Source organism: Psychroserpens ponticola (assembly GCF_023556315.2).
GTDB classification, from domain to species: Bacteria; Bacteroidota; Bacteroidia; order Flavobacteriales; family Flavobacteriaceae; genus Psychroserpens; species Psychroserpens ponticola.
Map to the genome: position 1 here is coordinate 2,394,634 of NZ_CP116221.1, position 23,724 is coordinate 2,418,357.

Sequence of the window (23,724 nt, forward strand, 5' to 3'; positions counted from 1 at the left end):
TTGAAAACATATATCATTATTGGAGGTAGTCGAGGTATTGGCAACGCAATAGTTCATACGCTACTTAAACATCATAAGGTGATTAATATTAGCAGAACAAAACCAGAGCTAGTGCACAACAACCTCATGCATTACAATTGTGACATTCTTACTGATGATTTACCAGAAATAGAAATAGCAGACGGCTTAGTCTATTGTCCTGGTAGTATCAATTTAAAACCGATAAATCGTTTAAACTTAGATGAATTTAGATCAGATTATGAAATAAATGTCATAGGTGCTGTAAAAGCGATTCAAAAGTATTTGACTATTATTAAAAATGGCAAAAACCCATCTATCATTTTGTTTAGTACAGTTGCTGCTAAATTAGGAATGCCATTTCATGCAAGTGTTGCAGCTGCTAAATCTGGAGTTGAAGGCTTAGTAAAATCATTAGGAGCAGAACTAGCTACCACACTTAGAATAAACGCTATTGCTCCTACTGTAACGAATACTGATTTAGCTTCAAAACTATTACGCAATGACAAAATGATTGAAAATATTGCAGAACGTCATCCAATGAAAAAATTCTTACAACCAGAAGATGTGGCTGGTATGGCTGAATTTTTATTATCCGAAAAATCAAGTTCAATTTCAGGACAAATCTTTGAAATGGATTGTGGAATCGTGAGTTTCAAATTATAATATGGATCAAACTTCTATTTACGATATCAAAATTAAGAACCTTAACGGAAAACCTTTAGAACTATCAAATTTTAAAGGCAAATACATTCTCTTTGTTAATGTCGCATCAAAATGTGGATTTACACCTCAATACAAAAGCTTGCAAGAACTATATGATAATTATAAGGACAAGCTTGTTGTCATCGGTATTCCTTGCAATCAATTTGGAAAACAAGAACCAGGAAATGCAAAAGCTATTGAATCCTTTTGTGAAATAAATTATGGTGTCACCTTTCCTATAACCGAAAAATTAGATGTAAAAGGAACCAACCAACACCCTTTATATACTTGGCTAACTCAAAAGCAATTGAATGGATCATCAAATTCTAGTGTCAAATGGAATTTTCAGAAATATCTAGTTGGTCCACAAGGTGAATTTATCAACTATTATTTTTCGTTGACGTCACCAACAAGTTCAAAAATCACTAAACACTTAAAATAGCTACTATTATGTTCGGATTATTTAAGACAAGTTCTGAAGCTGATAAACTTCAAAAAAAGTATAAAAAACTTATGAAAGAATGGCATACATTATCGACTACAAATAGATCTGAAAGCGATAAAAAATACGCTGAAGCCGAGAAGATTCAAGAACAAATAAAGCACTTACAAAACTAATGCTCATGAAGTTCTTCAAACCATTCATCATTTTCTTAATCATTAACTTTAGTGCTTTAGGTATTGGCTCTTTATTTATGGCTAATGGTCCAAAAGGCGATTGGTATATGCAGTTAGAAAAAGCACCTTGGACTCCTGAAGGATGGGTTTTTGGAGCCGCTTGGACCATCATAATGATTTGCTTTTCAATTTATATGGCATTTCTGTATTTAAAACGATTCACCAAAAAAGTAATAACACTTTTTATCATACAGTTTATCCTTAATATAAGCTGGAACCTTCTGTTTTTTAATCTGAAATTAGTTGATTTAGCTTTAGTTAATATCATATTACTTACCTTAATTGTGATTGCATTTCTCATTACTTATGCTAAAGATTTAAAAGGTAAATCGCTATTAATCTTACCTTATGCTATTTGGCTATGCATTGCCACTTCACTCAATCTATACATTTCATTATATAATTAATATGCTCTAAATGAAAATTTACAGGTTACATAAAAAGCAAAATTTACCTATATCAATTGATACCGCTTGGGAATTTTTATCCAATCCAAAAAACCTAAAAACAATAACACCAGATTATATGGGATTTCATATTCTCTCAGGAGCAGACAGGCCAATGTTTGCAGGACAAATCATTCAATATATTGTCACTCCAGTTTTAGGTATCAAAACAAAATGGGTGACTGAAATCACACATAGTGTAGACAAAAAGTATTTTGTTGATGAACAACGTTTCGGACCATATGCATTATGGCATCACAAGCATTTTATAAAAGAAATTGATGGAGGTGTTGAAATGGAAGACATTATAGATTATAAAGTCCCTTTCGGAATTTTAGGTCAACTCGTTCATCCATGTATTGTAAAACCAAAATTGGAAGAAATTTTCAATTATCGGACTAAAAAATTGGAAGAAATATACGGAACTTATAATTCATAAATCAATAGTATTTTAATGAAACAACCACTGAATATTTTCTGGTTTAGACGTGATTTACGTTTAGATGACAATGTTGGACTATTTAACGCATTAACAGACGAACACCCTGTATTACCTATTTTCATTTTTGATTCAGAAATCTTAAGCGAATTACCAGAAGATGATGCTAGAGTGACATTCATTCATGACACTTTACAAAACATGCTTATATCACTTCAAAATGACTATGGTAGTAGTTTAGCTATATTCCACGGAAAACCTATTGATATTTACAAGCAGTTAATTAACGACTATGAAATTCATTCTGTGTTTACAAATCACGATTATGAACCTTATGCGAAACAACGAGATTTAGAAATAAAAACCCTTTTATCTAATCATAATATTGAATTCAAAACATTCAAAGATCAAGTGATTTTTGAAAAAGATGACGTTGTAAAACAAGATGGAAAACCTTATTTGGTTTACACGCCTTATATGAAAGTTTGGAAGACACAGTTCAGATCTCAAAATCTAGAAATCTATGATACTACATCTCACTTCGGAAACCTTATTAAAAATTCAGAGTTCCCTAATCTAAGTCTCAGTGATATTGGGTTTACAGCATCAAAACAAAAGATTGCTCAATATTCTGTCTCGTCATCACTTATTCAAAACTATGAAGCCACAAGAAATTTCCCAGCGAAAGATGCTACATCACGATTAGGACCTCATCTACGCTTTGGAACGGTTAGCATTCGTAAAATGGTTCAAAAAGCTATTTCAGAATCCAATGAGGTGTTTTGGCAAGAATTAATTTGGAGAGAATTTTTCATGCAAATCTTATGGCATTTTCCACATACCGTTAAAGATGCTTTCAAATCGAAATACGATAGAATACAATGGCGTAATAATGAAACTGAATTTAAGCATTGGTGTGAAGGAAAAACAGGTTATCCGTTAGTAGATGCTGGAATGCGTGAACTCAACGAAACTGGCTTTATGCATAACAGAGTTCGGATGTTGGTTGGCAGCTTTTTATGCAAACATTTATTAATTGATTGGCGATTAGGCGAAGCTTACTTTGCTGAAAAATTACATGATTATGAAATGGCTAGTAATATTGGTAATTGGCAATGGGTTGCTGGTTCTGGTGTTGACGCTTCACCTTATTTTAGGATTTTCAATCCGACTACTCAAATACAGAAGTTTGACAAAAACCATAACTACATAAAAAAATGGGTTCCAGAATATCAAGACGTCTCCTATCCAGGACCAATGGTCGACCATAAAGAAGCTAGAGAGCGTTGTTTAAAAGTGTATAAGGAAGCTGTTAGCTAATTCAAGATTAACATTCTTTTTAAGTTTCATATTTCCTTTTTTATTAATTTTAGTGACAATCTAAAAATCGATTAAAAATGAACACAAATGATGTCGCTCAAAAATGGGCTCAAATGTGCAGAGAAGGTAAAAATCTAGACTGTATAAACGAACTTTACGCAGATAATGTTGTAAGCAAAGAAATGCCTGGAATGCCTGGAGAAGTTATTTCAGGAAAACAAAATGTATGGAATAAAAGCAAAGAGTGGTTAGATAGTGTTGAAGATTTTCATGCGAGTTCTATTAGCGAACCTGTAGTTGCTGGCAACTGGTTTACAGCAAAAATGGGATTTGATTGCACGTTTAAAGAACGCGGAAGACAGAAGATGGAAGAAGTATGCGTATATGAAGTAAAAGATGGCAAAATTGCAAGTGAGCAGTATTTTTATTCAATGGAATAACAGTCTTAATTAGTAATAAAAAAAGCCTCGAAAATTCGAGGCTTTTTTAATATTTATTATGAATAGAAATCAATTCCCTTCTACTCTAGTAATCTTAGCTCCAATAGCTCGTAAACGTTCGTCTATGTTTTCATAACCTCGATCAATTTGTTCAATATTATGAATGGTTGATGTTCCTTTAGCAGATAACGCTGCAATAAGTAAAGAGACTCCTGCTCTAATATCTGGCGACGTCATTGTTGTCGCTTTCAATGTCGATTTAAAATCATGACCAATAACTGTCGCTCTATGAGGATCACAAAGAATAATTTTTGCTCCCATATCTATTAACTTATCTACAAAGAATAATCGGCTTTCAAACATTTTTTGATGCACAACTGCTGCGCCTCTTGCTTGAGTTAAGACCGTTAGGATAATACTCAATAAATCTGGAGTAAATCCTGGCCATGGTGCATCAGAAACAGTTAAAATTGAACCATCAATATAATTCTGTACTTCATAACCATTAATGTGTGCAGGAATATGAATATCATCACCTTGACGTTCGATATTGATTCCTATTTTTCTAAAGACGCTTGGTATCTGACCTAAATCGTCCCAACTTACGTTTGTAATTGTCAGTTCACTTTTAGTCATAGCGGCTAAACCAATCCAACTTCCAATTTCAATCATATCTGGAAGCATTCTGTGCTCTGTTCCACCTAACTCATCTACACCTTCAATAATTAACATGTTAGAACCTACACCACTAATCTTTGCGCCCATTCTGTTGAGCATTTTACAAAGCTGTTGCAAGTATGGTTCACAAGCTGCATTGTAGATTGTGGTTGTTCCTTCTGCAAAAACAGCTGCCATAACAATATTAGCAGTTCCTGTCACAGAAGCTTCATCAAGGAGCATATACGCTCCTTTTAATTTTTTTGCTTCAACACCATAGAACAAATCTTCTTTATTATATCTGAATTTTGCTCCTAAATTTATGAAGCCTTCAAAGTGTGTATCCAAACGACGACGACCAATTTTGTCTCCTCCTGGTTTCGGAATGTATCCTTTACCAAAACGTCCTAATAACGGACCAACAATCATAATCGAACCTCTTAATCCTTTTCCGTCTTCTTTAAATTCTGCTGATTCAAGATAGTTTAGATTTACGTCATCTGCTTTGAATGTATAAGAGCCTTTTCCTACTTTATTGATTTTAACGCCTAACTTTTTAAGTAAAGCAATCAATTTATTGACATCAATAATATCTGGTATATTGTCGATTTTAACTTCTTCAGCAGTTAAAAGTACTGCACATAAAATTTGTAAAGCTTCATTTTTTGCTCCTTGAGGTTGTATTTTACCTTTTAATTGATGACCTCCTTCAATAATAAATGTTGACATGTACTAGCTATTAATAACGTTTCCTATTTCGGTTAGAATTATTTTTTTTGTGATGCGATTTCTTATTATTAGAGTTAGAATATTTCTTCTTGTTACGCATCAAACTTGTAGAGTCAGATAAGTCTTCAGCACCTTCTTTTAAGTTAATTTTACCATCAGATAATTCATATAAATGATTAAATATCACATAATCGTCAACGGTGTCTTTATTCCAATTTAAGAAACACTTCTTCATGTGATTAGCAATCGTATACACAAGTGCTTCTTTTAATTCACCTTCCTCCCAAGTATTTGCCACATCAATCATCGTCTTGATATTATTTCCGTAGAAACGATATTTAGGAAAATTTTGTGGATATTTTAATGGTTCCGGCTTTTCGTTCAACTCTTCCTTTGTCGTTGTTGGATAAGGAGAATCTGCATCCAATTCGAAATCTGCTATAATAAAAAGCTGATCCCAAAGTTTATGCTGAAAATCTGGTACATCTCGTAAGTGCGGTTGTAAATTACCCATCACATTAATGATAGATTTTGCAACTTTATTGCGTTCTTCTTTTGTTGGTAATCCTTTCGCGTAATTAACCATCTTTTGAAGATGTCTTCCGTATTCAGGAATAATTAAATGTTCACGCTCTGTGTTGTATTCTATATCGTCAATCAAAATATATATTTGTGTAGTGTTTGTAAATCATGCATGAAGTACTTCTGCATATGGATGCAAAATACAAAAAAATAGTTAGCAATCTAAATATTAAAGTGAAATAACACCTTCAATTTTTTCTGCAACTTCTTTATATTTAGCGATCACAGCATCTGGATCTTTCATATCTACATTAATAGATACGCTAGTGTACGTTCCTTTACCTGATTCTTTAGTTGTTATTACTGCACCAAGATTGTTAAATAAACCTTCAATTTGATTTATTTTATGCTCATCCGTTGGTACAATAAATTTATACAAATATTCTGTTGGCCAGCTCGCAGTTTCAAAAAGCTGACTTCTTAATTTGTTGTAAAATTCTTCTGTTTTTTTATCTGAACTCATAATATTTCTTCTTCGGAAGCAAAGATACGCTTTACTTACATTTTGCTTTGCATAATTAATTGTTAAATTTACAACCAAAACCTTGTCAATTTGAATACACGAAAAATAGTCATTACTGGTGGACCTGGAACAGGTAAATCTTCTATTATAAATGAACTTATAAAACGTGAGTATACTTGCTTTGAAGAAATATCAAGACAAGTAATTCTTGACGCAAGAAAAGATGGCATCGAGCAACTTTTTTTGAAAAAACCACTACTCTTTAGTGAATTACTTTTAGAAGCTAGAACGAAGCAATACATAGAAGCCGAATCACTAGATAAAGACCTTGTGTTTTTAGATAGAGGTTTGCCAGATGTCGTAGCTTATATGGACTATTTTAATAGTGACTACCCAAAACACTTCGTGGATACTTGCGAAAAACATGCATATGACAAAGTATTTGTTTTAGCGCCTTGGCAAGAAATATTTGTTAATGATAGCGAACGTTATGAAAATTTTGATCAAGCTGTCGAAATCCATCATGCCTTATTAAATACATATGAACGTTTTGGTTACAAACTTATAGACGTTCCTTTTGATAGTATAGAAAAACGTGCAGATTTTATCATAGATGCTTTAAATTTGAAGTGATGTCACATCCTATAAACATATTGGAGCGTTACTGGAATCACACGTCTTTTAGACCGCTTCAAGAAGATATTATCAATGCCGTTTTGAACAATGAAGACACCTTTGTTTTGTTACCAACTGGTGGAGGAAAATCGATTTGCTTTCAAATTCCAGCATTAATAAAAGAAGGGATTTGTATTGTTGTATCTCCTCTTGTCGCTCTTATGAAAGATCAAGTCAAAAGTCTTAAGGACAAAGGCATCAAAGCTATGGCTATCACTAGCGGAATTAGTTATAAAGAACTTGACACTTTATTAGATAATTGTATTTACGGAAATTATAAGTTTTTATATGTATCTCCTGAACGCCTTCAACAAGATATTGTTAAGCATCGCATTCAGCAAATGAACGTTAACCTTATTGCTGTTGATGAAGCACACTGCATTAGTCAATGGGGAAATGATTTTAGACCTGCTTATAAAAACATTAGCTTATTAAGAGAATTACAACCAAGTGTTAACATTATTGCACTAACGGCAACAGCAAAACCTAAAGTCATTGATGAGACAATAGTTGAATTAGATTTTATTGCGCCTAAAATTTTCAAAGCCTCTTTTAGCAGACCAAACATTGCTTATAAAGTTGTTTATAGTGAAGACAAACTCTATGATTTAGAACGTTTATTAAAAGCACACAAAGGGGCTTCAATTATATATGTGCGAAGTAGAAAATTAACCATTGAAATTCATGAGCAGTTAGAAAAACTAGGATTTAGTTCTACGTTTTTCCATGGAGGCATTCCAACAAAAGATAAGCAAGTACGATTAGACCAATGGATGAACAACCAAAAAGAAATTATGGTTGCAACGACTGCTTTTGGAATGGGAATTGATAAACCTGATGTAAAAACTGTTTTTCATATTAATTTACCAGAAAGTCTCGAAAGTTATTATCAAGAAGCTGGACGAGCTGGAAGAAACAATGAAAATGCATTCGCGATATTACTAACCAACAAATCTGACGAACAACGTTTAAAAAGTCAATTTATAAACACATTACCATCAGTAGATTATATTAAGGCAGTCTACAGAAAACTCTGTAACTATTTTCAGATTTCTTATGGTGAAGGTGAATTTTCATCGCATCAATTTAATTTTAACACCTTTTGTAAAACTTACGATTTCAAAACAACGCAGACCTTTAACACACTTCAAATTTTAGATAGAAATAGTATCATAAAACTATCACAGCAATTTAATTATAAAACGACATTACAATTCATTATCAGTAGTGCTGCTTTATTTGCTTATCTAGAACGGCATAAACATATTGAACTTATTATTAAGTCTATCCTTAGAACCTATGGTGGAATTTTCGAACATACATTAGCTATTAACCTTACACTTATTGCTGGAAAAACAGCAACAACAGAAAAACAAATTATAGCAGTTTTGCAACAATTAGATAGAGATGACGTGGTTGACTTTATGTATTCTAATACAGATTCTGAAATTGTGTTCCTTCAGCCTAGAGAAGATGATAAAACAATTAATAGAATAATAACAATTGTTGAGCAACAACAAGATTTGAAAAGGCTTCAGGTAAATGAAGTTTTAAAATACATTGAAAATAATTCCGTATGCAAACAGTTACAATTACTAAATTATTTTGGGGAAGATTCAGTTGAAACTTGTGGTAAATGCTCGGTGTGTATCGCAAATTCAAAATCTAAAAATTCAAGTGATATAAAAACCATTCAGAAGCATATTATTTCAATATTAACAAATAAGAATTGTAATTCAAGACAGCTTACAGAAGCTTTACCATATAAAGACACTGAAATTTTTGACGTTTTAAAACTATTATTAGAACATCAAATTATAGAAACTACACCATCAAACACCTACAAAATAAAATAACTATGAGTAACGACACCTTAAGAATCGTATTTATGGGCACACCAGATTTTGCTGTTGCCACATTAAAAACTTTAGTTGATGCCAATTATAACATTGTTGGAGTCATTACAGCTCCAGACAAGCCTGCAGGACGTGGTAGAAAACTAAACGAATCTGCTGTTAAAAAGTATGCACAATCTGAAGGGCTAAACATTTTACAACCTACAAATCTAAAAGCAGAATCTTTTTTAGAAGAATTAAAAGCTTTAGAAGCCAACTTACAAATCATAGTCGCTTTTAGAATGCTTCCAGAGGTTGTTTGGAGCATGCCTAAACATGGCACATTTAATCTTCATGCATCACTGTTACCAAACTACAGAGGCGCAGCACCAATACATTGGGCCATTATTAATGGAGAAACTAAAACTGGTGTAACAACCTTTTTTATAGATGAAAAGATTGACACTGGAGCGATGATTCTTCAAGAGGAAATTACGATTGAACCCGATGAAACAGTTGGAACACTTCATGATAAGCTTATGGAGATTGGTAGTAAACTTGTTTTAAAAACAGTTCAGTTAATTGAAGATGACGCAGTAGAAACTACGATTCAGCCAAATACTGAAGAGTTAAAAACCGCATATAAACTGAATAAGGGCAATTGCAAGATTGATTGGACTTTACCTATTGATGATATTTATAATAAAATTAGAGGCTTAAATCCGTTTCCATCTGCTTGGTCTGACCTTAATAATGAAAATGAAACAGTAACTGTCAAGATTTTTAAAATTGAAAAAGAAGTCGAAACCCATCATTTAGATATTGGAACACTCCTCAGTAATAAAAATGAATTGAAAGTAGCTGTAACTGATGGATTTATAAATATCATAGAAATTCAATTACCTGGTAAACGAAAAATGAATATAAAATCTTTATTAAATGGATATCATTTTGATAAAAACGCAAAACTGCTCTAAACCCTTATTACCATTGATATTATAAAAAATCCGATAAAATGCACATCCTTTATTAACAAATCAACTAAGTTATCAACAAATAACTGTATTTCCCTTGCTATTACTTGCGTAGATGGATTTTACATATAAATTTGTAAGAGGATTTAACAAAAATGTTTAACCCAACTATTTATTAATAATTTAAAATTTAATTTTTATGAACAAAACAGATTTAATCAATGGAATGGCAGAAAATGCTGGAATTACAAAAGCAGCTGCTAAGAAAGCATTAGATTCATTATTAATCGACATCGAAGGATCTTTACAAAAAGGAAACAGAGTTTCTTTAGTTGGATTCGGTTCTTGGTCAGTTTCTAGAAGATCTGCAAGAGAAGGAAGAAACCCTCAAACTGGTAAGACTATACAAATCAAAGCTAAAAACGTAGTAAAGTTTAAAGCTGGTTCTGATTTAGGTAAAGCTGTAAACTAAGCAACACTTAAAAATAGATTTAAAGCCCACTTTTTTAAAGTGGGCTTTTTCTTTTATATAACTTCTACCATATAAGAAATTTCAAGTATTTGGTTTAGTTATAAAATTTATTGGTTTTTAAAGAAATATGTTTTAGATTTAGTACATATATCATATGCTATGATTACCATAAAGCCCAAAAAAGGTGATTTATTAATTGCAGAGCCATCCATAATTGGTGATTTATCTTTTAATAGATCCGTTATACTACTTGCTGATTATAACAGTCAAGGTTCTATTGGTTTTATTTTAAACAAACCATTAGAGTACACCCTTCAGGATTTAATACCCGAAACTCAAGCGGACTTTAAAGTATTTAATGGTGGTCCTGTTGAACAAGACAATTTGTATTTTATACATCAGGTACCAGAATTAATTCCAGATAGTATTGAGATTTCTTTAGGTATTTTTTGGGGCGGAAACTTTGATGTTGTTTTAAAATTACTTGAAGAAAACAAACTCTCAAATTCAGATATACGTTTCTTTCTTGGATATTCAGGATGGGATTCTCAACAACTTGAAAACGAATTACTTTCGAACTCTTGGATTATTACTAAGAATGTCTATAAAGAGGAACTTATAGAGAAATGCTGTGAGACGTTCTGGAAAGAAAAAATGTTAGAATTAGGAGGCAACTATCAATTATGGTCTAACGCTCCTGAAAATCCGAGTTATAATTAAGATACTCTTAATTTGATATTTAATCGTCTTATAATATCTTCAGCAATTGTTGTTACAAACTCTTTTTTACGGTATTTTAGTATGGGCTGAATTCCTGTAATGACATTACTTAAAAACAACTCATCTGCTTTTTGTAGTTCAAAAGGTGAAATAGATGCTTCTTCAATAACGTAATCACCAGAATTCACAATCACTTCTATAAGCTGTTTTCTCATGATTCCTTTTAAACATCCATCTTCTAAAGGTGGCGTTTTTATGGTTTCACCAGAGACAACAAATAGGTTTCCGTTTAACGCTTCAACAACGTTCTTATTGGTGTTTAACAATAAACAATTCTCCCAACCATTTTCATCAGCATAGATGCTGCCTAAAACATTAATGGCTTTGTTGTTTGTTTTTAGTGTAGATAACAATCCTGGAGCAACAAAAAAGTCTTTATATAAATCGACAGTATAGTTGTCTTGTTTTGATATTGAATAGAAATCAGTTGCTAAGGCTTCAACAGAGATATTATAACTGATGGCTTTTAGTTTTGGAAGATATTTCCCTCCATCTCCTCTATCGACGTTTAATCGTACTCTGGCTGAAGACTTTAAAAGTGCATTGGCTTCAATTGTTTTTAAAATTTCGGACTCTAAGAATTCCATAGTAAAGTTCATAGGGATTTCCATGCGCATAATACGCATAGAAGCCATAAGTCTGAAATAATGGTCTTCCCAAAACAACAATTTACCATGCACTGCTTTTATAGTTTCAAATACAGCATCGCCATATTTATAACCTCTATTTTCGCTAGTGATAAAATTTGAATCTTCTATTAAATTACCGTTGAGATTTATCATAAAAAAAGTCTCGATTAAACATCGAGACAAATATAAAACTTATATAAGTTAGAAGTCTTAAGCGGAACCTAAAACTTGTTTTAAATCTGAAATTTGATTATCCCAAAGCATTTTAGCCTCTTCTAATTCATCTTCTTCTGTAAAATCTGTAACGATAATAGACACGTCTTTAGTTATTTCATCAACTTGAATTCTAATTTCGAAGAAGTAATTATCGCCTTCCTCTTCATCTGTTACCCATCTAAATTTGATTCGTTCACCACTTTTTTTACTCAATAATTTTGCCGTTTCTTCAGAGTCATCCCAAATAAAAGTGAATACTTCACCTCTAGAATTTACATTATCAGAAAACCATTCGGATAAGCCTGAAGGTGTTGATATATATTGATATAAAAGTTGAGGAGATGCATGTATTGGAAACTCCATTTCGAACTTGACTTTATCTTCCATTTGTATTTTTATTATAAGGCTCAATATATACAATTAATTGATGAGTATAAAACTAAACTGTAAAAAAATATTTTAATCATTTAATGTTTGTTGCCATAGATTTTGTTTTTATATTTGCACCCGAAATTATGGCGAGGTAGCTCAGTTGGTTAGAGCGTTGGATTCATAACCCAGAGGTCACGAGTTCAAATCTCGTTCTCGCTACAACATCTTAATTATGTGAAAATTAACGGTTTAGTTCACTCTAAACCGTTTTTTTATGCTTACATTAAATAAAGTCATTACCTTTGAATATGATTTAGAACACGATTCAGAACACGATTTGTCACACAAAAAAGATTTTTCGGCTCCAAAAATTTATACCGCTAACGGCGATTTATCGAAGCGTTGGTATGTATATTTCTCATTTAGAGACCCTGAGACCAAAAAGCTAAAACGACAAAAAAATATTTACGGAAATGCTAATTCTTTTAAAAATAAAGAAGATCGTTTAGCTCTATTATCTCGTTATCGCAGACGGCTTTTAAAACTGCTTCAGGAAGGTTATAATCCATCTTTTAATAATACGGAACTCTACAAGTCTAAATTAATTAAGAAAGGCACAGCTAACGGTTCTCAAGACAGTTCTAAAAAAGAACTCCTTCCGCAAATTAAATATCCCAAGACAACTGTTAACAAAGTTGAAACTAATAGCACGACTAAAACCATAGAAGACGTTGATACTAATGATTCTGGTATGACGCTTAGAGAAGCCTTAGACTTCAGTTTAAAAATCAAAGAAAAGGAAATTAGCCCTAGATCACATATAGATTATAAATACACAACCAATGCATTGGTTAAATGGATTAAAGAAAATCGCCCTAAACTAAAAACAATTAATCAGTTTGATAAAAAAGCTGCTTTAGATTTTTTAAATGCAGTACTACTCAGATCAAGTGCTAGAAATAGAAATAATTATAGACTTAATTTAAGTAGTTTATTTCAGGTATTGGAGGATAATGAACTTATCCCATCCAATCCAATCAAAAAAATCAATGCCTTAAGAAGTATTCCAAAACGGAACAAGTCTTATTCAACAAAAGAGCATACAAAGATTTTTGAATATCTAAAAAAAGAAGACCCATTACTCCTACTGTATATAAAGTTTATTAGCTATAATTTTTTAAGACCTGTTGAAGTATGTCGATTAAAAATAAAAGATATCAATCTTGAAGACAAAACAATGCAGTTTAAAGCCAAAAACAGTCCATTAAAAACTAAACTAATTCCGAAGAAAATAATTGATGAACTTCCTGATTTATCAAAATTAGATCCTGAATTTTATTTATTCACACCTATAAAGATTGGAGGTAAATGGAATACTACTGATACAAATAAAAGCACCTACTTTTCTAAACGCTATAGAACGGTTGTAAAAGATCATTTTAATTTAGATAAGAATCAGACCTTATACAGTTTTAGACATACTTTCATTACCATATTATACAAATCATTACTAAAAGGGTCATCACCACATGCTGCTAAAAGTGAATTAATGAATATTACAGGACATAATTCAATGGATGCCCTTGAAAAATATTTAAGAGGTGTTGATGCTACTTTGCCTAACGATTATTCTAAACATTTTGACAATGACTGATATCTCGGCAACCTTAATTGAAAACACCTCTAAGAACTATATCTTTTATATTCCTAGTACGATGTATGCGATGGTTGAAAATTCAGAATTTAAAGGCATTATTCCCAAAGACGAATATGACACTATTGTATTTTACGAAGACAAGACTAAAATTAGGACATCAAATTTAGGTAAGATTATTCTTTTTAAGGTTCTAAATAAAAAAGATGATTTAAAAAACAATCTATTAAGTTTATTAGAGGCGAAAACTACATTAAACAAAGCTGTATTTGACATTATTCTAAACGATTATCAAGAACACCTGAAGTGTCATCTACATATTACCTCTTGGATGTACAATCATATTAATAAGTTCTTTCATGATATTGACGAGACTTTGGCTAACGCATTCAAATTTCAAGCTCAAAATTTCGCTGCACATAGCTTACAAATAGACCAACATTTTCAATTAAAGAATGAGGATCGTCATTTTGATACGATTGATGTTATCAAAAATTTAGAATCAACATTCTCTACTTCTGAAGTAAAAAACAACATTTTTAAAAACAAAAATAGTTCAAAAAAAGAAACGCTAACACCATTACAAAAGAGCAAAGCGTCTATCAAAGATGAGGATATTGATCTCTTTTTATTGCAAACCGTATTTAATGTTGAATTGTAAGTTTTAAATTCAATTTTTATTGAAATATTATATTATCTAGTGTAAAAACACTAATTTAGCGTAAAACAAACGTTTATTTTGCGCTAAATGGAAGAAAAAGAATTATACAATTGTAAGTACTGTTTTAAGGAATTTGAGCCAAAACGACGTCGTGTGCAAGTATATTGTTGTAATTCTTGTCGGTCTAAAGCGTATCATGCTCGAAAAACAAAGTCGCAAGCTCTAGCTACAAAATCAATAGAAGAATCTTTATCAAATAACACTCCTACTCCTTCAAAAGAAAAAATGTCGACTACAGGAATTGGAAATGCGGCAGTTGGAACTTTAGCAGCTGATGCGTTAAAAGCTTTATTTACTAAAGAACAAAATAAGCCTGCTACAAAAGGAGATCTAACTTTACTGTTAGAAAAGCTAAATAGTAGATACCATTTGATTACCAATTTGGCGCCAAATGCATTAGGTAGGCATCCTTATTATGATATGGTTGAGGGTGTTGTGGTTTATTTTAAATGATAATAAATTTGGCATTATTGAATCTTTCATAAGAAAGATGTAATTTTAAATTTAATACACAGGACTACTAATCATTGCTTTAATAAGTACTATTTTCCAATTATTAATGCCATCTATGGCTTCTTTTGTTGAATAATGATTACTAATTTCTTTAAAAAGCACTATGTCATCACTAATTAAACGCTTAAATGATGAAATTAAAATATCTAATTCTGAAATAACTCCATCTGAATTTTCTCTAAAACGCTCAAGTAAACCTAATTGACCATAATGACTTTTTATTATTTCAAATAAATCACTATCAATACCTGTTCTATTTTCTATCCTAAATTCAAACTCTGTTTTAGATGTAATATCTACAAATAAATACTGGGTTAAAGGTATTATATGAGAATATAAATTTATAAATAATAGGCTACTGTCATTTTTCCATTTATCTTTTTTCTTCGAATTACATATTGTGCAACATGGAATTAAATTTATTGGATTTACAGAAAACTCAGGAAACTCCTCTTTAGGTATAAAATGATCCAAAGAAGACACATTATCTATTGTGCAATTAGGACACGTATTTATTCTCTGCTCAAACTCATTCGTGGTTAAAGTTTTTTTTAATTCAATTAATGCTTTTCGTTCAGAAGAATATAGCTTCAAAAGATTTGTTTTAACTTCTCCATCAAATCCATGTGGATTTAAAGAATATAAATCGTTATCATCAAACTTTTGCTTGTAATCAGTAAATTTTTCTAAAATAATATCTTCATTAGCAAGCAAATTCTTTTTTGTTTCTCCTGTATTTAGACTTTTTCTTAAATCTTTATAGAAGTCTAATGCATCACCTGAATAAACCTTAATGTTTTTCACAACAATTTACTTTTTAGATACAGTTTCGCATTTAAACTTAAAGGCATGTTTTCATTTTCGATTTTTTTAACAATAAACTCATAGTTATGATAATTCTCAATCATTTTATCGAGTATTACTTTATAATGCTTATCTATATCTCTATTCGTAAAAACATCTTCCGTTAATACCGTAAGGTTCTCTCCAAAACTTTCAACACCAATCTTCCTCAAAAAAGGGGTATTATTATCCTTCTCCATAACATAGACATTCTTTCCAAATATGTTTTGAATGATTATTGGTGAATGTGTCGTTATCAAACAATACGAATCAAATGATTCGACTAATTCATAAATTGAACTTATAAGTTGAGAAATTGCATTTGGGTGTAAATGCGTTTCTGGCTCATCAAATAGAATTAATGAATCGAATCTAATATTTGCTATTATTTTCGTCATTATTTCTAGCATGATACTTTGACCTGAGCTTAATTTATCAATATTAATGATAAACCTACCTTCGTTTATCACAAACTCATTATCATCGCCATTTCCATGTGATTCGTTTATAACAAAAACATCATTTAAAACGTCTTCATCTATAAATTTTGATAAAATCTGTTTCCATTTTTCAATTCTATTATGATACTTTATTTTACCATATGCTTCAAGAATTTTTTGGTTCTTCTCTGTTTTCGAAGGAAAACTTTTGTCATCATTCAATAAACCACAAAACACGTAGTTGAAATCAACTTTTTGATTGGGCTTTTTAAAATTGTCAAACACACTATAAGAAACAGCTATAACTTTACTGAATATTGGTTTATGAGGTTCAAAAGACTCTTCTTTTGATTCAGAAATATCTAATGGTAAATTTGTAATTAGTTGCGTTTTACCTGCTCCATTTTTTCCAATTACAGCAAAAATTCTATCTGAGAACTCTAAAGTGTCGTTGAATTTTAAATCAATCTCTATAGGAGTAGATGAGTAATTAGGTGTAAAACTATAAGTAAAACTGTATTTGTCATCAAGACTTCTTCCCTCTAAAACATACCTAATGCTTCTTGAAAGTTGCTCAGCATAATCTCCTCTTATTAAAGAATACTTATATATGCTGTTAGAGGAAAATTTATCATTAATTTCAATAAAATATGCAGCGTCCTTTAGGGCATATAAAATACTTGGCAATTTGTGATTAAAAATTCTTTTAAGATTTTCATAATATTCATCTTCTTGACCAAGTGAACAAAATGAATTCTTTAAAGATGTAAATTCTTTATCTATTACTTCTCTGGTTTTATCACTTTCACCATTTGTTATTTTTACATCTCCTATTTTTTCAAGATCATCAATACCCTTATAATAAAACAATCTAAAGGTAGTTTCGCTTCCATAGTCATCCCAATCATTTATTTGTAAATAAAAATATGGATATTCGTTGATATGATGACCTACTACAAATGGTATTTCATTCTCTAATATATGAACATGATCATTTTGCTTACTTTCCCTTAAAGTATAAATAGGTAAATCCTCTTTATAGTCTGAAACAGCCAAAGTGTAATTAATACTCGCTAATTCAACATTAATCAGAGTCACAAACAATTCTATTTCCTGCAAGTCATTTCTGAAATCAGGATGAACTAAAGTTTCTAAAAACTTAGTAAAGCCCTCATCATTTTCTAATAATTTGAAATAATCAATGAATGTTTGTTCGTAAGTCCAATCCTCATTATTTACTAGATGTTGAACAGCATCGTCATAAGCACTTGTCCATTTATCATCATTCGAAACTCTAGGAAGCCCTTTTAAATCCCATATATTATTTAAAAAATTTATAATCCCATTATTACCCCATCCATCACCATCATCTTTTACATTAAAAGCGTTAGGGTTTTTATTTATTAAATTAAAAAGTTTAGACTTTAACTGTTTAGTGTATTTTATCATTTAATTAATATGAAATATATAGTTCTATTTATCTAATGAAGCTTTCAATATTTCTTCTTTTCTTGCTAATAAACCTAAAACATCGTAATAATGATTTAGAATTTCTTCTTTTCCCCATTTATGTTTTAAATTAGTCTTGTTATATATTATTAATTGTTTTGCTGGTAAACTTGCTTTATAATATTTTCCTGTTTTATCTGCTTTTCCTTTTGGAGATTCGTCATTCATTTTAGAATTTCCACTTTTACTAACTAAACATAAATTCCCTAAACAATCTAAAACATCTGCATTCGCTTTATTTCTGTATGATTGTGGTAAATGGTGTTCTACTGAATTTCTATATTTAAACTCAAAACTATATTCGTTTGGGCATTCTGTCCAATATAAATAATCTATAAAATTAAAAAGAAAATGTGGCGTACTTGTGCCTTCATTATAATGCGGCTCTTTTACTAGATTATCATAATTTCTATTATCATTAAATGTATTAATTACCAAAGCATTTAATTTTGTTAAGAAGTCTTTAGACTCTATTTCTAAATCTTCTACATCAGTAAACCAACTTAGTATTTCTTGTAAATAATTTTTGTACTTCTTTGTTCTAAACGTTACTTGCAACATAGAAAGACATTTAATTATAGGCTCTTGAAATGCAGAAAAAGTGTTCTTATATTGTAGCTTTTTATATTTTTTATTGCCTTTTTTGTAATAATACATTTCTGGCTTATGCAAAATCCATTTAGAATTATCTTCCGATTTTTCATCCTCAATAACCGTTACTATAAATCGGTCGAAAACAACTCTGTAATACAATAGAAAATCAATAAATTCCAATGGATCTATTTGATCCTCTAAGTCTTCAAACCACTTTAATAGCTCATCACCATTTAAAGGAATATTTAAAGCCTCATCATCTTCAAAGTATAATTTTAAAACATGCATTAAAAAGTTAGGAAAATCGATAATAGACTCAAAGTCTTCTTTCTGATCTATATCGTTACTTTCCTCTGTATCTAAAATTGATTCTCCAGATAAAATCTGATGGATACTTAAAGAAGTGTCTTTAGTACCATCTTCATTGATGTCTTCATCAGCCTTAAAATGATAACTATTAAAGTTTTTACCAAAAAAACCTGCTCTATCTTTTTTGAATAATCGCTGTATTGGTTGATTCATTTGTGAACAAGCATCCCATATTTTTGAAAATTGAGCTGTACCACTTTTATTAGTTTGAATCTTATCTAAAAGTCTCGCTTTTATTATTTCATGTTCTTCTAATTGTTCTCCTCTATTATTCATAACCTCAAAATAATGAGCAACATCAATATCTGAAGGTATTTCTACTTTTACTAACTGTACTTGGTTAAAAAAATAGTCTTTAAAACCACTTATAGCATCCATTTTTAAAAAATCTATAAACTTTAGTGTTTCATTAGGTGCTTTTATTTTTAAATCTACTGTTTCTATATATTCAATAGCTTCATTAAAATGAGAAACTAAATGATTAGTGGTTGTTGTAACAACTTCTCCTCTTTGGTAATAAGTGCTTAAAAAACTCTCCACTTCTGGTCTAGAATCGTATTGCAGTTTTGAGGTGTGTAAACTGGTATCTAGTTTTTTAGCAATTAATGAAAGTGTAGTTAATCGTTGCTGACCGTCAATGACTTCAAAATCTCCATTTTTTCTTTTTAAAACGACTAATGTTCCTATAAAATAAAAGCCTTTTGGGTCTTTATTATAGTTCTCGTAAATATCCCTTAGTAATTGGTGTATTTCGTCATCTGTCCAAGCAAAATTTCTTTGGTACAAAGGCACTACATAATTAGACTGAAAAATTTCGCGAATACTTTTATTTAAATCCTTTACTCCCATTAACTATCAAGATTAAATTTTGATAAATCTATTTTAACTTTTTCTGCTTTTTTAATTTTAACCTTCAATCCTTTAAAGAAATAAACAATAACATCTTCTACTTTCGCACAAACAATATCCTTTTGTGCCATTTCATTAAGTGCTCTTAATTCAAAATAGTTTTTACTTTGTTCTATGATAGAAAAGATTTCCATTTCTGATGGATACTTAGCTACCGCAGCATATTTTACTTGCTGTTTTTCTAATCGTAAACGATATACAACGGCATACAATACTTTATAATATTTGTTTACGCCTTCTTCTCCGTATTTATCAAATAGTAAAATGATAAGCGATTTATAAAGCTCTCTTAAATATTGATCTCCTGTTCTATAACTTTTAGGATAATGACATTGCTTTTCATAAAAACATTTAAATGCTTTTAAGAAAGAAGTATCGTCTTTATGGATAAAAAGTTGCTTGTAAATCTCTACATAAGACTCTATATAATCGAAAAAAGACTTACCATTTAAAATTGGCTGATTAATAGAGACAAAATCATTAACGTTAGATAGGTGTTTTTGGTTAAAACGAGATTTCATTCCTTTAACCTGAACTTGTAAACCGTTAAAATAATTTAGTGCAACCGAATGCAATAAGTTACTATTATGAAACGGGTATTCCATTTCTTCTTTATACTTAATGGTGTGTCCTTTAAACTCAACAATAGTATTTTTACTAAAACCAAATGCGGCTTGCTTTTTACTCCAAATTCTGGTTCTATACAATTGTTCATTAAACAACTGCTTTAAAACATCTTGTGGTGTCTCTTTTGTATTTAAAGGATCTATAACAAAACGCGTGGCGTTTTCCCATCTACGGTCACTATTCATTTTATCTGCATCGGTAGCTTGTTCGTCTTCCATTGCTCTAATATGGTAGGCTTTTAAGAGATTATAAGGCTCTAAAGTTTTACCTCTACTATTTTGCGAATCGAACATTTGAAAAGATTCGGAAAGTTTAGTTACTCGCACCTCAACAAATTCGCAAAACTTTGTTATATAGTTTAAAAAATCTGCTTTTTCCTGTGCTACATTTTCTTGTAACCAATAGGCTATAAATTCGTTATTAGTACGAATGCATTTTTCGGAATCACTATGGTTAAACTTTAGGTTTTTAGATAAAGCTATAGCTTCTGGAGAGGCTAACTGACATAAAATTAAGATTAACGTAGTTATACGTTGTTGTCCGTCTATAATTTTAAATCCCTCTTTTCTATCCGTTGTATTTTCGTATAAAATAACACTCCCAATTCTATAAGCGCTTTTTACTTGCTGCCAACTACCATAAATATCTTCTAGTAGCTGCGCTACATTTTTTGGTTGCCAACGATAAGGGCGTTGATAAACTGGTATTTGTAAATCTTGATTTAATACAGCACTTACCTTTTTTATTTCGGCGTGTATTGTTTTTTCTTTTTCACTCAAACCTCATCCGTTTTAGGCATTGAATCAATTAGTATTGCAATTATTTCATTTGCTATGTCTATTTTTGATTTTCCTTTTATTTCAATGATATGCCTTGCAACCTTATTAAACAATTTACTTTTAATAAAACGAAAATTATAATCAGCTTGCTCCTGTAAAACCTCATTACTATCATGATTTGGTCGATTCATTATTCTTTCTGATAATTCATTGTAACTTTCCATAATATCATTAGAGTAAGATAACAGTATAACATTAGGATATTCTTCTAAAATCTTTTGACAACTCTCAAAATCTTTTGAATTATTCCAATCGATTAAATCTCCTCCAATATTAATAATGTGATTAGTACCAGCTTTTTCTAAAATAGTTCTTAAGTGATCAGGATTTAAGAAAGACCGAGCATAATCATTCGCTTTTGTCCAACTATTATTAGTCAATAATGTTTCATATTGATTGCTATCAATTTTAGTTTGGTTAATTAAAACCTGTTTCTCTATATCAGAATCAAAAATTGAATACGCTTCATTATCATCACAAATCACTTTTGAAATAGTAGTTTTCCCAACACCCATTGCTCCAATCAAAACTATATTATAACTCATACCGCAACCGTTTTACTTTCCTTCTCAAAAACCTCCCTCAAAACACTCTGCATCATCATCTCACTATGTGCTTGGCTTTGTTGTACTTCTTGCTCCAACCTATCACATAAACCCATTAAAGCATTTACTTTCTTTACAATGGCCTTTTGTTCTTCTAGTGGTGGAAGTGGAAATTTAAGTTGATATAAAATTCCTAAGTTTATATTCTTTTGAGCAGTTGAAGGCGCGAACTTTTCTAAATCCGATTTCATAATTGTTATAAAATACTCAACATAACTAGCTAAAGAATTTCCATTATCTATTATTTCTGTAAACCCAACAACACTATCTGGAAAACAAGCGTTAAAACCTAGTATACCAGTTTCAGCAATATTTGCAGCTATTGTAATACATAAAGTTCCTTTGTCCCACATTCGACTTTGAGCTAAACCAAAATTATTATAAAGGGATTTATGAGTATTAATAATGCCTCCATTTTTTTTTGCACTAGAAACGTCACCTGTTTGGACGAGTGGATATTTACCATCACTAAATAATCTGAAATCATTTCTTGGACGATGTTTTGATTTACCTCTTTCAAATAATCCTATTTCTTGCATCCTGCACCAAACCCAACCAACAGGTAAATCATAAGGAATTTCATCTTTGGTAATTGGTGGCAAGGCTTTTTCCTTTTTTATTTTTTTGTCTTTTATCAGTTGCGTTTTCTCTTTTTGTATGCGCTTTAATAGTTGGCTAGCATCTTCTGTATCTGGATTATTTGCTCGCCAATCTACTGTCAATTTACCTTGTACTGCTAATTGTAAAACCGCTTCTCGTAATTTTTTAATGTTGGTTGTTTCATTAAAGAAACTTTTAAAATGGTCTTGTAAAAAAGTCCATTCTTGTTTAGCATTAATGGTAGTGAGTTGGTTTAATGCAGACGTAACAAAATCTTCTTTTAACCCAATACGAGCTACCGTTAATTGCTCTAATTGCTCTACTTCTTTAAAAAGGGTTTCTACTACTTTTACGATTTCTTTTTGTTCTTCTACTGGTGGAAGTGGAACGGCTGTAGCTTTTAAATTCCCTTGTGTTATTTGATTTATTGTCGTGGTTTCAACTCCATCTAACTTTGACCTATATTGAGGCGATTGTATAAATAATTGCAAGTAAGGATTGAATTTAGACCTGAAAATTGCCATAAACGCACCGAAAACCATAATCTCATCAATCTGTCCAATTATTGTACATTTTCCAACAAGTCTCCTACTTCCGTTTCTAGCACAAATAAGTAAATCACCTTCTTCTATAATATCTTTTTCTCTGTAATCAGTATTAACTCTTACCAAATCTTGTAAACACAATTCTCCTTCTTGAATATTTGAAGACCTTAATACAGGAACTCCAATTTCATTTTTATGCGCAGGTTTATAAGTCAACCCTACATTTGTTGTACCGATTTCTCCAAGTCTTGTCCAAACCCAAGTTTTAGCGATTCCAAAAGGTATTTCTTCTTTTGAAATCTTTGGTAAAGCTTTATCTTTTTTAAACTTCTTCTGTTTAACAAGGTTTTCTTTTTCTAATGATACTTGTTTTAATAATTCTGAAGCAGGTTCAAAACCTTTATTTTTTGCTCTCCAATCTGCAGTCAATTTACCTTGAATTGCCAATTGTAAAATCAATCCTTTTAATTCTTCGGCATTTTTAGGACGAATGGTTAATTCTTTAAAGTGTTGTAGTAGTTGCATA

26 protein-coding genes and 1 tRNA gene are annotated in these 23,724 nt (G+C 30.9%); 16 read left to right on the plus strand and 11 right to left on the minus strand.

All coding sequences use genetic code 11. The features are described from left to right. From MUN68_RS10740 to MUN68_RS10770, 7 genes are all read left to right on the plus strand, one after another. Positions 1-684, plus strand: a complete 684-nt coding sequence (locus tag MUN68_RS10740; RefSeq protein WP_249996535.1) for an SDR family NAD(P)-dependent oxidoreductase — start codon at positions 1-3, stop codon at positions 682-684. A 1-nt stretch (position 685) separates the two neighbouring features. Beyond that, positions 686-1,165, plus strand: a complete 480-nt coding sequence (locus MUN68_RS10745; RefSeq protein ID WP_249996534.1) for a glutathione peroxidase — start codon at positions 686-688, stop codon at positions 1,163-1,165. Positions 1,166-1,173: 8 nt separating this feature from the next. Further along, positions 1,174-1,341, plus strand: coding sequence for a Lacal_2735 family protein (locus MUN68_RS10750; protein ID WP_249996532.1), 168 nt, complete (start codon positions 1,174-1,176; stop codon positions 1,339-1,341). Between the two features lie 5 nt (positions 1,342-1,346). Next, complete coding sequence (locus MUN68_RS10755) at positions 1,347-1,808, plus strand: TspO/MBR family protein (RefSeq protein ID WP_249996531.1); 462 nt, start codon at positions 1,347-1,349, stop codon at positions 1,806-1,808. A gap of 10 nt (positions 1,809-1,818) precedes the next feature. Then, on the plus strand, positions 1,819-2,286 hold the full coding sequence (locus tag MUN68_RS10760; RefSeq protein ID WP_249996530.1) for an SRPBCC family protein: 468 nt from the start codon (positions 1,819-1,821) through the stop codon (positions 2,284-2,286). 15 nt (positions 2,287-2,301) lie between these two features. Further along, positions 2,302-3,606, plus strand: coding sequence for a cryptochrome/photolyase family protein (locus MUN68_RS10765; protein WP_249996529.1), 1,305 nt, complete (start codon positions 2,302-2,304; stop codon positions 3,604-3,606). Between the two features lie 77 nt (positions 3,607-3,683). Further along, positions 3,684-4,046, plus strand: coding sequence for a SnoaL-like domain-containing protein (locus MUN68_RS10770; protein WP_249996528.1), 363 nt, complete (start codon positions 3,684-3,686; stop codon positions 4,044-4,046). 69 nt (positions 4,047-4,115) lie between these two features. Here MUN68_RS10770 and murA read toward each other — a convergent pair whose 3' ends face one another. The 3 genes from murA to MUN68_RS10785 all read right to left on the minus strand — a co-directional run bounded on the left by murA (position 4,116) and on the right by MUN68_RS10785 (position 6,477). Then, entirely contained in the window at positions 4,116-5,432 is a 1,317-nt protein-coding gene (murA, locus tag MUN68_RS10775) for a UDP-N-acetylglucosamine 1-carboxyvinyltransferase (protein ID WP_249996527.1), read from the minus strand. Positions 5,433-5,442: 10 nt separating this feature from the next. Beyond that, positions 5,443-6,093, minus strand: coding sequence for a DUF4290 domain-containing protein (locus tag MUN68_RS10780; protein ID WP_249996526.1), 651 nt, complete (start codon positions 6,091-6,093; stop codon positions 5,443-5,445). 90 nt (positions 6,094-6,183) lie between these two features. Next, complete coding sequence (locus MUN68_RS10785) at positions 6,184-6,477, minus strand: YbeD family protein (RefSeq protein ID WP_249996524.1); 294 nt, start codon at positions 6,475-6,477, stop codon at positions 6,184-6,186. 90 nt (positions 6,478-6,567) lie between these two features. Here MUN68_RS10785 and MUN68_RS10790 point away from each other — a divergent pair, with 90 nt between their 5' ends. The 5 genes from MUN68_RS10790 to MUN68_RS10810 all read left to right on the plus strand — a co-directional run bounded on the left by MUN68_RS10790 (position 6,568) and on the right by MUN68_RS10810 (position 11,153). Beyond that, positions 6,568-7,110 carry an AAA family ATPase gene (locus MUN68_RS10790; RefSeq protein ID WP_249996523.1) on the plus strand — a complete coding sequence of 181 codons (543 nt, stop codon included), beginning with the start codon at positions 6,568-6,570 and terminating at the stop codon, positions 7,108-7,110. Further along, complete coding sequence (locus MUN68_RS10795) at positions 7,110-9,008, plus strand: RecQ family ATP-dependent DNA helicase (RefSeq protein ID WP_249996522.1); 1,899 nt, start codon at positions 7,110-7,112, stop codon at positions 9,006-9,008. Before MUN68_RS10790 ends, MUN68_RS10795 begins: the two co-directional genes overlap by 1 nt. A 2-nt stretch (positions 9,009-9,010) precedes the next feature. Continuing rightward, positions 9,011-9,964: a methionyl-tRNA formyltransferase gene (gene fmt / locus MUN68_RS10800; RefSeq protein ID WP_249996521.1), complete on the plus strand. Its 954-nt coding sequence runs from the start codon at positions 9,011-9,013 to the stop codon at positions 9,962-9,964. Between the two features lie 196 nt (positions 9,965-10,160). Next, a complete protein-coding gene (locus MUN68_RS10805; RefSeq protein ID WP_249996520.1) occupies positions 10,161-10,433 on the plus strand; it encodes an HU family DNA-binding protein in 273 nt (90 codons plus the stop codon). Between the two features lie 159 nt (positions 10,434-10,592). Continuing rightward, on the plus strand, positions 10,593-11,153 hold the full coding sequence (locus MUN68_RS10810) for a YqgE/AlgH family protein (protein ID WP_249996519.1): 561 nt from the start codon (positions 10,593-10,595) through the stop codon (positions 11,151-11,153). On the opposite strand, the gene MUN68_RS10815 is transcribed toward MUN68_RS10810, so the two are convergent. Together MUN68_RS10815 and MUN68_RS10820 are read right to left on the minus strand one after the other, a co-directional pair. Beyond that, a complete protein-coding gene (locus MUN68_RS10815) occupies positions 11,150-11,995 on the minus strand; it encodes an aminotransferase class IV (protein ID WP_249996518.1) in 846 nt (281 codons plus the stop codon). The two genes, MUN68_RS10810 and MUN68_RS10815, sit on opposite strands and share 4 nt — an antisense overlap. A gap of 57 nt (positions 11,996-12,052) precedes the next feature. Next, positions 12,053-12,445, minus strand: coding sequence for an START-like domain-containing protein (locus MUN68_RS10820; protein WP_249996516.1), 393 nt, complete (start codon positions 12,443-12,445; stop codon positions 12,053-12,055). Between the two features lie 130 nt (positions 12,446-12,575). On the opposite strand from MUN68_RS10820, the gene MUN68_RS10825 reads away from it, so the two are divergent. From MUN68_RS10825 to MUN68_RS10840, 4 genes are all read left to right on the plus strand, one after another. Then, positions 12,576-12,649: transfer RNA gene (locus tag MUN68_RS10825), tRNA-Met, on the plus strand. 55 nt (positions 12,650-12,704) lie between these two features. After that, positions 12,705-14,084, plus strand: coding sequence for a tyrosine-type recombinase/integrase (locus MUN68_RS10830; protein ID WP_249996515.1), 1,380 nt, complete (start codon positions 12,705-12,707; stop codon positions 14,082-14,084). Next, entirely contained in the window at positions 14,077-14,745 is a 669-nt protein-coding gene (locus tag MUN68_RS10835) for a hypothetical protein (RefSeq protein WP_249996514.1), read from the plus strand. The genes MUN68_RS10830 and MUN68_RS10835 overlap by 8 nt, the downstream gene beginning before the upstream one ends. Positions 14,746-14,832: 87 nt before the next feature. After that, entirely contained in the window at positions 14,833-15,258 is a 426-nt protein-coding gene (locus tag MUN68_RS10840; protein WP_249996513.1) for a hypothetical protein, read from the plus strand. A gap of 51 nt (positions 15,259-15,309) precedes the next feature. Here MUN68_RS10840 and MUN68_RS10845 read toward each other — a convergent pair whose 3' ends face one another. From MUN68_RS10845 to MUN68_RS10870, 6 genes are read right to left on the minus strand one after another with little or no spacing between them, the layout of a single operon-like run. Next, positions 15,310-16,122 carry an HNH endonuclease signature motif containing protein gene (locus tag MUN68_RS10845; RefSeq protein ID WP_249996512.1) on the minus strand — a complete coding sequence of 271 codons (813 nt, stop codon included), beginning with the start codon at positions 16,120-16,122 and terminating at the stop codon, positions 15,310-15,312. Then, positions 16,119-18,050: an AbiJ-related protein gene (locus MUN68_RS10850; protein ID WP_249996511.1), complete on the minus strand. Its 1,932-nt coding sequence runs from the start codon at positions 18,048-18,050 to the stop codon at positions 16,119-16,121. The genes MUN68_RS10845 and MUN68_RS10850 overlap by 4 nt, the downstream gene beginning before the upstream one ends. Before the next feature lie 24 nt (positions 18,051-18,074). Beyond that, entirely contained in the window at positions 18,075-19,922 is a 1,848-nt protein-coding gene (locus MUN68_RS10855) for a GmrSD restriction endonuclease domain-containing protein (RefSeq protein ID WP_249996509.1), read from the minus strand. Beyond that, positions 19,922-21,388 (minus strand): DUF262 domain-containing protein, encoded by a 1,467-nt coding sequence (locus MUN68_RS10860; RefSeq protein WP_249996508.1) that lies wholly within the window; start codon positions 21,386-21,388, stop codon positions 19,922-19,924. The genes MUN68_RS10855 and MUN68_RS10860 overlap by 1 nt, the downstream gene beginning before the upstream one ends. Next, positions 21,385-21,993, minus strand: coding sequence for a nucleoside/nucleotide kinase family protein (locus MUN68_RS10865; RefSeq protein WP_249996507.1), 609 nt, complete (start codon positions 21,991-21,993; stop codon positions 21,385-21,387). Before MUN68_RS10865 ends, MUN68_RS10860 begins: the two co-directional genes overlap by 4 nt. Further along, complete coding sequence (locus tag MUN68_RS10870) at positions 21,990-23,723, minus strand: restriction endonuclease subunit S (protein WP_249996506.1); 1,734 nt, start codon at positions 23,721-23,723, stop codon at positions 21,990-21,992. Before MUN68_RS10870 ends, MUN68_RS10865 begins: the two co-directional genes overlap by 4 nt. Between the last annotated feature and the right edge of the window lies 1 nt (position 23,724).